This window comes from Candidatus Krumholzibacteriota bacterium (genome assembly GCA_034520215.1).
Taxonomy (GTDB): Bacteria; Krumholzibacteriota; Krumholzibacteriia; order Krumholzibacteriales; family WJIX01; genus JAGHBT01.
Genome location: JAXHNR010000002.1, coordinates 145,000 through 158,752 on the forward strand (window position 1 = coordinate 145,000; position 13,753 = coordinate 158,752).

Consider the following 13,753-nt stretch of genomic DNA (forward strand, 5'->3'; position numbering starts at 1 on the left):
ATCAGAAAGACTGTCTCTGAGATTTCCCCTGAAGAGCATTTCGGTGTCCTTGACAATCCTGCCGTCCCGTAAATAGATTATTCTCTGACCGAAGCTCTTGACAAGGTCAACGTCGTGGGTAGCCATCAACACCGCTGTCCCTCCGGAATTTATCCTGAACAGCAACTCGAGTATTTCCCTTGTTACTTCCGGATCGAGGTTGCCTGTCGGCTCATCCGCGAGGAGGATAACCGGCTTGTTCGCCAGCGCCCGGGCTATTGCCACTCTCTGCTGCTCTCCCCCCGAAAGTGATCCCGGGAATTCGTATCTTTTGTGGTATAGTCCAACTCTGGTTAGAATGTCGGTCATTTCTCTTTTTATTTCCGCCATTCCGGTTCCGCCCACTTTCATGGCAAGAGCAACATTTTCAAAAACCGTCCTTCCTTCCAGCAGACGGAAATCCTGAAATATAATGCCTATTTTCCTCCTCAACTCAGGTATAGTACTCCTCTTCATTCTTGTAGAAACATATGACCCCATTATTACCTGGCCTGAATCAGGAAGATCATCCATATACATCATCTTCAGCAGCGTACTTTTGCCCGCCCCGCTCGGCCCGACCAGAAAAACAAACTCTCCATTTGCCAACTGTATGTTTATATCCCGCAGCGCGAAATCCCTGCCCAGTTTTTTTGACAGGTGATAAACACCGGCTATTATCCTGTTTTTTTCCGGCATAATTTCAGCCACCGACCTTCTTTCGTTTTGTTAAGCAGCACTCAGCGGCGAGAGAAACCGCCTCGTAGAGGCTTCCGGATTCAGCTTCTCCCCTTCCGGCAATTCCATATGCCGTGCCGTGGCATACGGATGTCCTGACCACAGGCAACCCTATGGTCATATTCACACCCTTATCAAATCCCGCGGTTTTAAAGGGAATCATCCCCTGGTCATGATATAAAGCAACATAGGCGTCATAATTCTTGTTTTTTCTGTTATAAAAAAGTGTGTCCGAGGGCACGGGGCCCGTCACGGTCAAACCTTCTGAGAGGAGCCCTTCAATCGCCGGAATGATAATTTCCCTCTCTTCCGATCCGGTAACTCCCCCGTCTCCGGCATGAGGATTCAAAGCCGCCACCGCTATCTTCGGTTTTTTTATTCCCCAGAATTCTTTCAGGGCGCTGTCTGTTACTCTGACACATTTTCTTATCCTGTCTGTTGAAATCGCGCCCGGCACATCTCTCAATGCAATATCCCTTGTCATAATAACAATTCTAAGGGGACCGTTGACCATCATCATCTGGCAGTCAGGTGAACTGAATTTATCCGCGAGCATGTCAGTGTGTCCTATATATGAATACCCCGCGAGAGCAAGAGCTTCTTTAGATACAGGTCCCGTAACTATGCCCTCTACATGTCCTGACAGAGCCATAGAAACCGCTGTTTCAACCGCTTTGCCCGAAATTCTCCCGCCTTCCTCACTCGCCCTTCCGGCCGGAAGGTTGACTTTTGGTAAAGATGTGTCTATCAAAATGGGGTTTCCCGTTTTTATTTCAGCCGCGGAATTCCAATCAGTAATCGTTCTTATTCTATCCGCCGTCTTCTGTGACAGATATTTTACCAGCTCTTCGGCTGAACCAATAATATATAGATTATGATCGTCAAATCTTCCGTTTTCAATCAAATCGGCGGTAATCTCCGGCCCTATTCCGGCTGGATCACCTATCGTAAGAGCAATGCTTATCCTCTCATCAGACATCCCTTCCTCCATCTCCTCTATAAATTTCTTTCCCTGATAATTCTGTAGAACTGCTTTCTGTTTTTCCGGGGAACCTGTTTTCGCGGTACTTCAATTATTTTGATTACTATTTCCCTTTCAGGATACCTTATATGCAAAATGTCACCGGTCTTTATTTCTTTCGAGGACTTTACGGCTTTCCCCTCAACCCTGATTTCTCCGCTGCTGATACCCTTAGCGGCTTCGCTCCTCGTCTTTGCCAGACACAGGTATTTTAGTAAAAGATCTATCCTCACTGCTGAACGTCTTCCTTGATATCAACGTAATATTTGCTCTTAAGGGTATCGATATAATCTGTGTATTTCTCCTGCAGTTTCTCCTGTCTGAGAAGTTTTCTTAAATCATCCTCCGCTTCCTTGAAACTGAAAGGTCTTTCTTTTTCCCGCCCGAGAACTTTTATGATTCTAAAACCTTTGCTGTCTTTTACAACGGGAGCTAATTCTCCCGGCTTGACGTTTTGTATCGCGTCTTTGAAAAACTGCGGAAGATTAGCTGTTGGTATTTCCCCGATGACTCCTTTTTTTTCCGCTGTTTCTTTATCGTCTGACAAACGGGATGCCAGCTTGCCAAAGTCCTCGCCATCGAGAATCCTCTTTCTGATCTCTTCAGCTTTTTTCAGAGCTTCTTCTTTCTCTCCGGTGCTTTCTTTGATCTTAACGAGTATATGTCTAATCTTTTTTTCTTCTCCATCTATTTCATCGAGTTTAATAAGATGATATCCTAAATCTGTTAGAACCGGGGGGCTCGTCTCTCCAACTTTCAGCTTACTCGCGGCTTTTACAAAATCGGGGTTGCTAAGCTCCTCCAACTTCAAGAATCCGAGGTTTCCTCCGTATTCGGCGCTCGGGCCCTCTGAATATTTCTCGGCAAGGCCGGAGAAGGCTTCTCCATTCTTTAACTTTTTCTCTATCTCTCCTATCTTCTCCAGCGCCTTCTCTTTGCTTTCCCCCGAAGGTTCCGGCAGGATAAGAATCTGTGCCAGCTTAACTGTGGCCGGCCGTAGAGACATTTCATGAATATAATCGCTGTAATATTCTCTTAATTCCTCTTCTTTAATGTTTATCTGGCCCATAACTTCCCTGTACATGAGTTTCTGAATCAATTGTCTTGATTTTATTTTCTCACGCCATTGCATTCTAAGCTGTTGAACCGTTATACCGTTCTTCTTTAATTCCCTTTTAAAGGCTTCTTCCCCTCCAATATCCCTTTTGTTTCTCTCAATTGCTTCCTGCACCTCGGCATCTATGCTTTCCTGTTCAACCTCCATTCCGATTCTCTCGGCGTGAACGGCCATGAGCAAATCCGCCACAAGACCATCCAGCACTTCCTTTCGGATTTCCCGCTTTCTTTCACCTGTAATATTTTCCGTTTTCCCTATCTGAAGCATCAGCCGTTTATACTCAATCTCAAATTCGCTCTGAAGTACTGCCTTATCCTCAACAACGGCAATTACTCTGTCAATTATCTTCTTCCGGCCGGCATCCCCTGAACCACGGGCGTTTCCGCATAGAAAGCCGGCGATCATAAGCAGGAGCGCAGCAGCGGCAGGCCTTTTTAATCCTATTGCTAAGTTCAATCTATCACCCCTCTATTCCAAATCAATTAACTCCATAGTCACCGCTGATCAGGTGCCTTTGAAGAGATTTCCGTGGAATCACTATTCGGCTTGTATGTCTCATCGTAGTACTCTACGCCTATTTTCTCGCGGAGGGACCTGATGAATTCCCGGTAAGCCTTCTTACGCTTTTCCACCATAAGGATATTCATTATCTGCTCTTGAACATCGCTCAGATGAACTGTTCCGAGCGTTTTGCGGCTTCCAACCAATTTAATTATATGATAGCCGAAATCAGATTTAACTATATCGCTTACTTCACCCGGCTTCATCTGAAATACTACAGATTCGAATTCCGGAATCATGTTTTCCTTGGTAAGATAACCAAGGTCTCCTCCTCTTTCCGCGACAGGATCAACAGAATATTTGTTAGCGATATAAGAAAAGCTGTTTCTTTTAAGAAGACCCTTTACTTTTTCAGCCTCTTCTCTGCTGTTTAAAAGTATATGCCTTACTCTGTATTCCCGTTCATATTCTCTTCTGTGTTCTTCAAAATAATCTTTAATTTCCTTCTCTTCTATCTGTATTCTCTCTCTCATTTCGAGGAAGAGAAGATGATCGGCAAGGTATTCCTTCTCGAGGTTTTTTATCCGCGCTTTCACGCGTGGGTCATTCTTCAGCCCTCTTCTTAAAGCTTCCTGATAACACAGTTCAACATCAACCCACCTGTTAATATAAGATCTTCTATCCTCTGCCGTGTAAAGTCCATCCTGATCACGCGGCAAAAGATTCTCAAATCCTTCTTTTGTAAAAATCTTCTCGCCGACTCTTACAATATCGCCCGGTGACGGCTTTGTGTCACCGGGATCTTTTTCCTTTTGGCAAGCGAAAGATAGTAAGATAATAACCAGAAGTATCGCTGTTATTCTGAAAATTGATCTCTCGCCGCCTTCCGGAGCCCAACCTCTATTTTGTTCTGGTAAGTTCGGCTTTAGCAAGGTTTTCTTCATACACTTCTATAGAATAGTTCTTACGCCATTCTGCCACTTTCTTGTCAAACAATTCATTTATTTTCTCTTGCTTCAGAGTGCTCCTGATTGACTCTTCAGCTTGCTCCTTAGACACCTTCATGGCTTCAACTATTTTATCAAGCTTCAATAGTATCCAACCCCTGTCGGTTTTGAAAGGCTTTGATATCGCACCCTTCTCCGGAAGACCGAAAGCTATTTCGTCAATTTTCGAATCTTTATTTTCAGCGTGCAGCTTCACTTTTCCGTTTTCCTCCTTAAGGGCTTCATCTTCAGAGAAGTTTTTGACAAGGGTCTCAAAATCTTCCCCTTCCTCTGCAAGCTTTTTGGCTTCTTCGATGATCTCCCTGTCGGAGTTTAATATTACTGTAAATGCTCTCTGCTCCTTCGTTACAATCTGCGCCTCATTCTCTTTATAGTAATCATCGATCTCCGGCCGAGTCACCTGAACTTTCCCTTTTATGGTTTCGTTATAAAGAGCAGATAACATAACCTGCTCGACTCGTCTGTCGTAGATCCCTTTTATTTCAGGGTCTTCCATCAGCTTAAGTCTCTTCTCCGCGTACTCGGGAAGGACGTCGTTAAAGAACTTTTTGTTCATAGTATTTACTATGTTCTCCCTACCCTTTTCGCGGCGTGGTCTTGCAGGCAGATCCAGGTTTTCATAAAGATACTTGAAGTCGGCAAGCGTGTATGTATTCCCCTCATATTCACACAGAATCATCCCCTTGTAATCATCAGGCAAATTGAATTCCGGCGCGTTTTTTCTGGTTACTTTTCTGTCCATAATATCTTTGAACGGAATATCTTCCGGAAGACTGTTATAAGCGATTTCTAACGCGTCGGGATAAATTTTATATCCCATTTCGTCCATTATACTCTGCTTGACCTTCTGCATTCTTTTGTTTTCCTTTATCGCTCTGATTCTTTTCCTCGCGTATTCCTTGTCCCTCGAGGGAGGGACAGTCCTTCTGTCATGTACTTTAAGTATCCTGAATTCGTTTTCCGTTCTCAAGGGAAGCGTTATGCCGCCTTCTTCTGTATTAAGGAGGGCTTCCTCCACCCACCAGTACATCTCGCCAATTGGCACCGTCCCGAGCTTTCCGCCATCTCTTGCTGTTTTAGTTATGGAGTATTTCCTCGCCGCTTCCGCAAAATCTGTTCCTTCTAATATTTCATCTCTTATTTTCAGAGCCTTCATACTGTCAAGGACCGTAATTTCGCTTAGAACAAATTCGTTTTTCATCTTATCATAATATTCATCCACTTCTTTTTCATTAACCTCAACCTTATCCCGTATGAAATATTTTGTTATCGCGCCAACCAGAAAGGGCCCTTTGTACATATTTTTAAAGGCTCTAACCCTTTCGTTCTTTTCGTACCCCATATCTTTTGCCTTAAGGACCATAACCTCTTTGGCGATCATGTAATCTAAGATTTTCTTTTTCCCTTCAATGTTGTTTGTGTCCGGCAGATAACTCTCATCTATCACTTCCTGGACCTTTTCAAATTGCCCTAAAGTGAGTTCTTTTCCTTCAACCCTCGCGATCACAAGGTCTTCTCTGTCCGTAGTAGAACAGCCCAAATACCCTGTTATAAGGGTGATTATCAATACAAATGCTGCCTTTTTCATTTTTGCTCCTTTCTTTCTTTTTAATACTTCCGCGAACCTTTGAATCTTCAGAAATCCAAACCTTACTGTTTAATCAATTAAACTATTCCTTTTAACATACAACTCCATAATAGTCAATAAGTTTTCAAAGTCTTCCTCTTTTTTGCCGCGCCGCTCTTTCTTCAATTCAGGTTTGGAGGTTTCCGGCGGCCCCGAATATATAGTCAGCGAGAGTTTCGGTTCAGAGTTAAAGAGCAGCCTGTTTTCGAATTGGCCGGCTATTTCAGCCAATAATTCCCTAGACAATTTCACCTTTCCGCTGAAAACAACTCTTAGAATACCGTCGCGGCTCATGTCAGCTTCAACTATGCCGGCTTCCCGCGCGCGGATTTTCAGCTCTGCAGCCCTCAATAGATTCCCGGCGGCTTGAGGGAGCGGACCGAACCTGTCCGTCAGCTCTTCCGCGATGCTATTCAATTGATTTATATCTGTTGCTCTAATTAGACGTCTGTAAATATCCATTCTTTCTTCTGAATCCGATATATACTTCTCCGGCAGGAACTTGTTTGATTTTGATTTAATGCGGACATCGATATCCTCCCGCAGAGTCTCTCCCTTTATCCTCGCGACCTCCTTCTTGAGCATCTTTGAGTATAAATCCAGCCCCACACTGTTTATCTGGCCGGATTGCTGATGCCCGAGGATATTTCCGGCCCCTCTGATCTCTAAGTCTTTCAGAGCAACTTTATATCCTGCTCCCAGATAATCAAATTCGCTTATTGCTTTCAGTCTCTCGATACTTTTGACGGTCAAAGAACGGTTTTCCTCGACAAGAAGAAAGGCGTAGGCTTTTCTGTCTGACCTTCCCACCCGGCCCCTAAGCTGATAAAGCTGAGCCAGACCGAACTTATCGGCGTTATTAATTATAATTGTGTTTACATTCGGGAAATCGAGTCCCGCCTCTATGATCATAGTAGAAACCAGCACATCGAACTTCCCTCTCATAAAATCAAACATGACCTTTTCCAGCTCTTTTCCTCTCATCTGACCATGCGCGTGTACCGTTTTTACACGGCTGGGGAGCAGACGTTCCAAATATCCCTCCATCACACCGATGCTTTGAACTCTGTTGTGTACGAAGAAAACCTGCCCGCCTCTGTCTACCTCCCTCATAACGGCCCTCTCAATCTGGTGATCATCAAAAGGAAGTATTTCCGTCTGAATAGGGAGTCTGTTTCTCGGAGGCGTGTCTATAACGGAAATGTCCCTTATGCCTGACAGCGCCATATTAAGTGTGCGGGGTATAGGTGTGGCCGTCATACTCAGAACGTTAACATTTTTCTTCATCTTTTTAAACGCTTCCTTCTGTTTTACTCCGAACCTGTGTTCTTCATCCACGACAACCAGTCCGAGGTCGTAGAAATCGAGGTCGCCGGAAAGGAGCCTGTGAGTCCCGATGACTATATCGATGCTTCCTCTCTTTATTCCTTCCAGTATCCTCTTCTGCTCGCTCCTTGATACAAATCTGCTTAAAACAGAGACGTTAACGGGGAATCCGCTCAATCTCTCGCTCACCGTCTCGAAGTGCTGCATCGCGAGCACCGTAGTCGGCACGAGAAAGGCGCACTGACGCCCGGAGAGCACCGCCTTGAATATCGCCCTTATAGCTATTTCGGTTTTGCCAAAGCCGACATCTCCGCATATGAGCCGATCCATCAGCCGCGAAGACTCCATGTCCTTTTTCACTTCTTTAGTTGTTTCGATCTGATGAGGGGTTTCCTGATACGGGAACAGGGCTTCCATCTCGAACTGCCATGGTTTGTCAGATTCAAAACTGTATCCCTCCGAGACCTCCCTCGACGCGTAAATTTCTATTAAATCCCTGGCTACTTTCTCGGCGTTTTTCCGTGCTTTTTTCCTTGCCCTAAGCCAGACCCCGCTGCCCAGTTTTGAGAGAGCGGGCTCTATCGAGTCAGCGCCCGCGTACTTCTCCACCATTCTCAAACCGTCAACCGGAATAAAGAGGTGATCTCCCCGGGCGTACTTAAGACTCAGACACTCCGTTTCTCCATCGGCCATATCGAGAACCCTCGTCCCCATGTATCTGCCAATCCCGTGATCTAAGTGCACGACAAAATCTCCCGGCTTGAAGTACGAAGGGTCGTACGATAAGGATCTGCTTCGAGTTTTTGGTTTTGTATAAACTCTGTGAAACCTGCCGAATATCTCATTTTCACTCAGAAATAGAACTTTTGCTTCCGGCCAGCTGAACCCGCTGGATATTTCTCCGACCGGAAAATCCATATCTATTGCCGCGTCTTCAAGCATCTCTTCCATTCTTCTTCTTTGCGCGGGGTTATAACAGAAAAGGAAGACCTGGAATCCTTTTCGCGAGAGCCTTTTTATATCTCCTGATAACTCCTTTATCTTTCTTCTGTAATTTTTCGGGGGCAATGTTGAAAATTTAATTTCGCTCTCTGTTTTCAGCCCGTGTATTTGAATCTCTTTCGATCCCTTGAAAAGCTCGTCCAGTTTTTCCGATTTAACGTAAACTTCCGACGGTTCCGGATATATCCTCCCCTCCTCCCGGGAATTTTCAAATCTCCGATTTATTTCATCGAAGAACCGGTCCATTTCAGCTTCCAGCTCTTCATAATCAACCATCAAAACGAGCCGTTCCTGCGGAAAATACTCCAATACGGATCCCAGGTCATTCATCAAAGGCGCGTAATGCTCCATTCCAAAGAAAGTAATGCCGTTTTCAAGCCTCTCGGCGGGAAGCATCAATTTACGTTTAACATTTGAAGGCACATTCCCTATTCTTGATTCCAGCATCCTTTTAATCCGTTTTATGCCTTCTGTGTTTGTAACAAAGTGATTCAGAGGCCTTACATTAAAATCGTTTATTGCTTCTTTTGACCTCTGGGTTTCTATGTCGAATTCTCTGATCGAAATTATCACATCATCATCAAATTCAATCCTTACGGGAACCTGAGCTCCCACCTCGAAGATATCCATGATAGATCCCCGGACGGCATATTGTCCCTTGCTCTCAACTGTCTGATGTCTCTCATAGCCAAGACGCGCGAGCCTGCCGGCCAGAGATGTCATGTCATACCTCTCGCCGGATATAATCCGGGTTATATATTCCTTTAACTGCTCAGGCGTGAACACCTTTCTAAGAAGAGATTTCAGCGTACAGACAAAGCTCTCGCATTCTCCTTTCAAAAGAGATTCGAGGGCCGTCATCTGGGCTCCGGTTAAATCTCTGTCCGGATCGTGATAGTCATAAGGCAGAACCTCGCTTTCAGGGTAATAAACCACCTTCTCAACCCCGAAGTTCTTCAAATCAGCTTCCATATCACGGGCGCTTACAGGATCAGGGGTTACCAGCAGCACGGGGTTCGTGTTATTTTCGATCAGGGCGGCGGCAACAATACTTCTAGAGCTGCCGATAAGGCCCGACACACGAATCTTCTTCCTCTCTGAATCGAGGAGGCTTTCGAGTTTACGGTACTGCCCGAGCTCCCTTACTTTCTCTTTCAAACTATCCCACATATTCCTCCCGATTCTTCTTTCGCGCCCCCTGAGCAATCAATATTTCAACGATCAAAAGAACAATAGCCGAAATGAGGAACACTGCCGCTATCTCTCTTCCCTCTCTGGCTCTCCTGATTTTCCTTTTCATACTTTCTTCCGCGCCTATAACCGCGGCGTCTTCAATCCCGAGAGAATCCGCCGCTTCCGAGCCACCGGCATATATAAGGTCTGATTCTCCTTTCGCCTCGGTATTTACCGCTATCCTTCCCACTATACCCTCTTTGCTGTTTATAGATATAAATCCCGGTCTATTTACGGGATCTATAAGCAGTCCCCCCGGTTTTCTTGTAAATCCGGTTATTTCTCCTTCATCTAATTCCACCGAGCCGCCGACTCCTGATATTCCCGAGAATCTACAATTCAAGCTATCCGGATCATGCGCTCTCCACTCAGCACTCCCGCCGACTCTGATATCACATTCACTTTCAGCCCTTCCGGCCGCGTCAGTTATCATCCGCTGAACAATCGGAAGGAAATACGGAGAGACTACAAGTTCTCCGCCTTCTATGCCGGGCTTGAAAACCACAAAAATAAGTGTGCCCTTTCCCGCCTTCTCCTTCCATATAAAAGGAGACTCGTCCTTGAAACTCATAAGGGTATGATTTTCAGGTATCCCTTCGACCATGATATCACTTACAAATCTCAGCCTGGAGAGGCCTCTCAACTCCTCCTTGCTGAAAGATGAAAGAAGACTTGTTCTTTTTTCCGGAATCTTTAGAGAAACTCTTCTCAACCCTTTATTTCTCAAACGAACTTCCGGAGTGAACCCGCTGATTCTCCGGATGAATTCTTCATCTTCCTGCTGAACAAAGACAATCACGCCTCCGCCTTTTTCGATAAATTTTTCTATTATTTCAACATCCTCCTCCCATAATTCTCCGCCAGAACCAATAACTATTACATCAGCCTTATCAACTGCCTCGCTCGTTATTGTTGCCGTATCCTTCCCGTATAACAACATGCCGCCCATAGATCCTTCGGGGCTCACGGCTTGCCGTATATAGAAATTCTCCTCTTTTCCCGCGAGCAGGACCTTTATCTTTTCCGCCGAGTTCAGAACAAAATACTTCCTGTCATCATGCGGGAGCTTATCCCTGCTCAATCTCACTTCCCCCCTTATCCACCCCCTTGTGTCAACCGTAAAAGCGGCTTCCTCTTTTCTTCTCTCCCCCGGGGCCAATTTTATTTCCCTGTTTATTATCCTTACTCCCTCTAGAAACACGCTCATTTGAACTACAGCGTCTCTCGCGGTTGATGTATTACGCAGTATGATTTCAAGATCAACAGCCTCTCCGGCGTGAACCGAGACGGACGGGCAGATTACATCCTCCACGGCAACATTTACCCCCGGGGCATCCCGCAATGGAATAATAAAGTCTCTTGTTTTTTCTTCTTCCACATCAGTAATGCTCTTCCCGCCTGCTCTTTCATCGACTCCTTTTCTCTTAAGAGATGATTTTTGAAAATCTGAAATCACATATAATTCCCTTGCCTGAAGTCCTGTTTCCGCTAACATTTTTCTGGCCGCGGAGACCCCGCTCTTTAAATCAGTTGTCTTCCAGGAAGGTCCGATTTCATCAAGAGCTTCCAGGACGAGAGATTCATCTCTTCCTTCACCTTCGTATATTTTACGCGCCGACTCATCCACCGCAGCTATTATTAACAGGTCCTCATCCCCGACACTTTTTGCTATTTCCTGCGCTTTTAAGGCCGCCCTGTCAAAAAGGGTCCCCCTGTCTGTTTCAACACCCATACTGTAGCTTCTGTCGACAAGAATACACGATGCTACGGGAATTCTTCCCGGGAAAAGAGAAGCTGACTTACCCTTAATAACCGGGCGCGAAAACGCCAGAGCTATACACGCGACAGCGGCCATCCTCAGTATCAGAAGCAGCATTCTTCTAAGCTTGACGCTTCGCATACTCCGCCGCTGTGAGCTCTCGAGAAAGAGCAATGAGCTGAATTTAACCTCTCTCACGCGTCTTCTGCTGAAAATATGAACAATCAGCGGTACGGCTACGGCAAGAAGTGAAAATAAGAAAAGAGGATTTAAGAAAGTCATATCAAATTCTTTCGCCTCACATCCCGCGTGTATAAAGTCTCTTCGGCCGCCGTAAAACACAGGCGGGGTGAGGCAATCTCAGACGGCGTTTCTATCTCCTTATAGAGACTCCGGAGAGGCGGATTCTTCGGGCACCTTTAATTCAATCTGGATCTTTTATTCAAGTATGAAACCAGGGCTTTGTCAAACGGAGTTTCTACCGAAAGAAGATTGTAATCAATTCTATTATCTTTACAACTTATCTCGAGCCATTTTGTCCACGCATCGATCTTTCTTTTATATTCCGCTTGGAGAAATCTCGGCTGTGTGCGGACCGTTTTTCCTGTTTCCATATCTACGAATTTGACCTCTTTGTCATAATCCAAATCAAGTTCCATGGGATCTAAAATGTGGAAAACTATCGTTTCGTGCCCCCTGTGCCGCAGCCGTTTCAGACTGGATAGAACGCTTCCCGGTTCATCCATAAAATCACTCATCACTATAACCAGTCCCTTTCGTTTTATTCTCTCGGCAACACTGCTCAATGAATCTGCTATGTGAGTTTTACTGCCGGGTGTTATATTTTCAAGTTCCTTCAGCAGAAGATGAAGATGTTTCTTTACAGACCGGTGTAGAGTCATCTTGTTAATACTACTGTCAAAAAGGGCCAGCCCCACGGCATCTCTCTGCTGAATCATCAAAAAGGCAAGAGCCGCTGAGAGCATGGACGCGTAAGTCAGTTTTGTAATACCTTTGCTTGAAAAAGCCATCGAGGCGCTTCTGTCCAGCACAATGGTAGCCCTGAGATTAGTTTCATCCTCAAATACTTTTAGATAATAGCGGTCTGTCTTGGCGTATAATTTCCAGTCTATAAATTTCGTGGACTCCCCCGGATTATGACGCCTGTATTCCGCGAATTCAGCGCTGAATCCGTGGTAGGGGCTCCTGTGCATTCCTGCTATAAGCCCCTCTACTATGAGTCTCGCTTTCAGAGCCATATTCCCGAACCTGCTGACAACTTCCGGCTTGAGAAATCTGGTCTCCCGCTTTATATTATCTGCCATTTTCCCCTCTTATTACCTTTCTCCCGCTATATTCCAGCTTTCCGCCGCTTCAAGCAGCATTTCAATCAGTTCATCTGTCGATACTCCGTCAGCCTCGGCATGGAAATTTGTCACAAGTCTGTGACGAAGCACGGGATGAGCCACAGCTCTTATATCCCGAATTTCCGGGGTTGTCCTTCCCATCAATACAGCTCTGGTTTTAGCCGCCAGAATAAGGTATTGACCCGCTCTCGGCCCAGCTCCCCAGGAGAGGTACCTGCCGATTTTCTTTACGTCTCTTCCCCTGCTTATCCTGGTGAGACCTACCGCAAACCGGAGAACATCTCTGGAAACCGGCACTTTTCTTATTAATCCCCTTATCTCCATTATTTCTTCAGCGTCTAAAACACTTTCGGGTTCTTCGGCATCCCTGGAAGTAGTTGTTTCTATTATTTCAAGCTCCTGCTGCTCAGAAGGGTAGTCAACCCTTATATCAAACATAAACCTGTCCAGCTGAGCTTCAGGAAGCGGATATGTCCCTTCAAGCTCAATTGGATTCTGTGTGGCAAGAACGAAGAAAGGCATATTCAGTTTGTGAGTTTTTCCGCCGATCGTTACTTCCAGTTCCTGCATGGCTTGAAGTAGTGCCGCCTGAGTCTTTGGCGGAGTACGGTTTATTTCATCGGCCAGCAGAACATTCGTAAATACCGGACCTTTGAGAAATCTGAAAACCCGGTTTCCAGTTGTTTTATCTTCTTCCAGCACTTCGGTGCCGATAATATCTCCGGGCATTAGATCCGGTGTGAATTGAACCCTGGAGAACTGAAGGTTCAGGCACTTAGCCACAGTTGAAACCAGGAGCGTCTTTGCGAGTCCCGGAACACCGACAAGCAGGCAATGCCCGCCTGAGAACAGGGCTGTCAAGAGCTGTATAATCACCTCATCCTGACCTATAATTATCCGGCTGATTTCATCTCTTAGTTTACCGTAAGCATCCTCGAATTTCTCCAGAAGCTGTTTGTCATCCATTTTTTCACCCTTAACCTGTTCACCTTATCCTCGTTCAGTCCAATACCTCGCTATTCTTTTATAACTTATAC

9 protein-coding genes and 1 pseudogene are annotated in these 13,753 nt (G+C 45.4%); all 10 read right to left on the reverse strand.

The genetic code is table 11. The features are described from left to right. Positions 1 to 39 precede the first annotated feature (39 nt). Positions 40 to 717 (reverse strand): annotated as a pseudogene (locus tag U5O15_07305) (ATP-binding cassette domain-containing protein). Between the two features lie 4 nt (positions 718 to 721). After that, positions 722 to 1,735: a 4-hydroxythreonine-4-phosphate dehydrogenase PdxA gene (gene pdxA / locus U5O15_07310; protein MDZ7860458.1), complete on the reverse strand. Its 1,014-nt coding sequence runs from the start codon at positions 1,733 to 1,735 to the stop codon at positions 722 to 724. Between the two features lie 17 nt (positions 1,736 to 1,752). Next, on the reverse strand, positions 1,753 to 2,010 hold the full coding sequence (locus tag U5O15_07315; protein MDZ7860459.1) for a S4 domain-containing protein: 258 nt from the start codon (positions 2,008 to 2,010) through the stop codon (positions 1,753 to 1,755). After that, positions 2,007 to 3,350, reverse strand: a complete 1,344-nt coding sequence (locus tag U5O15_07320) for a peptidylprolyl isomerase (protein MDZ7860460.1) — start codon at positions 3,348 to 3,350, stop codon at positions 2,007 to 2,009. Before U5O15_07320 ends, U5O15_07315 begins: the two co-directional genes overlap by 4 nt. A gap of 38 nt (positions 3,351 to 3,388) precedes the next feature. Further along, the gene (locus tag U5O15_07325) at positions 3,389 to 4,339 is read right to left on the reverse strand and encodes a peptidylprolyl isomerase (protein MDZ7860461.1); all 951 of its coding nucleotides are present in this window, start codon (positions 4,337 to 4,339) and stop codon (positions 3,389 to 3,391) included. Beyond that, complete coding sequence (locus U5O15_07330) at positions 4,296 to 5,990, reverse strand: peptidylprolyl isomerase (protein MDZ7860462.1); 1,695 nt, start codon at positions 5,988 to 5,990, stop codon at positions 4,296 to 4,298. Before U5O15_07330 ends, U5O15_07325 begins: the two co-directional genes overlap by 44 nt. A gap of 69 nt (positions 5,991 to 6,059) precedes the next feature. Next, positions 6,060 to 9,527, reverse strand: a complete 3,468-nt coding sequence (gene mfd / locus U5O15_07335) for a transcription-repair coupling factor (protein MDZ7860463.1) — start codon at positions 9,525 to 9,527, stop codon at positions 6,060 to 6,062. After that, the gene (locus U5O15_07340; protein MDZ7860464.1) at positions 9,517 to 11,631 is read right to left on the reverse strand and encodes a BatA and WFA domain-containing protein; all 2,115 of its coding nucleotides are present in this window, start codon (positions 11,629 to 11,631) and stop codon (positions 9,517 to 9,519) included. The genes mfd and U5O15_07340 overlap by 11 nt, the downstream gene beginning before the upstream one ends. Before the next feature lie 137 nt (positions 11,632 to 11,768). Further along, the gene (locus tag U5O15_07345; protein MDZ7860465.1) at positions 11,769 to 12,674 is read right to left on the reverse strand and encodes a DUF58 domain-containing protein; all 906 of its coding nucleotides are present in this window, start codon (positions 12,672 to 12,674) and stop codon (positions 11,769 to 11,771) included. A gap of 12 nt (positions 12,675 to 12,686) precedes the next feature. Next, positions 12,687 to 13,682 (reverse strand): MoxR family ATPase, encoded by a 996-nt coding sequence (locus tag U5O15_07350; protein MDZ7860466.1) that lies wholly within the window; start codon positions 13,680 to 13,682, stop codon positions 12,687 to 12,689. Positions 13,683 to 13,753: the final 71 nt, after the last annotated feature.

Excerpts from the sequence above, each read along its gene's own strand:
- pdxA (MDZ7860458.1), bottom strand. The coding sequence starts at position 1,735 with ATGTCTGATGAGAGGATAAGCATTGCTCTTACGATAGGTGATCCAGCC.
- U5O15_07325 (MDZ7860461.1), bottom strand. The coding sequence starts at position 4,339 with ATGAAGAAAACCTTGCTAAAGCCGAACTTACCAGAACAAAATAGAGGT.
- U5O15_07330 (MDZ7860462.1), bottom strand. The coding sequence starts at position 5,990 with ATGAAAAAGGCAGCATTTGTATTGATAATCACCCTTATAACAGGGTAT.
- mfd (MDZ7860463.1), bottom strand. The coding sequence starts at position 9,527 with ATGTGGGATAGTTTGAAAGAGAAAGTAAGGGAGCTCGGGCAGTACCGT.
- U5O15_07340 (MDZ7860464.1), bottom strand. The coding sequence starts at position 11,631 with ATGACTTTCTTAAATCCTCTTTTCTTATTTTCACTTCTTGCCGTAGCC.
- U5O15_07345 (MDZ7860465.1), bottom strand. The coding sequence starts at position 12,674 with ATGGCAGATAATATAAAGCGGGAGACCAGATTTCTCAAGCCGGAAGTT.
- U5O15_07350 (MDZ7860466.1), bottom strand. The coding sequence starts at position 13,682 with ATGGATGACAAACAGCTTCTGGAGAAATTCGAGGATGCTTACGGTAAA.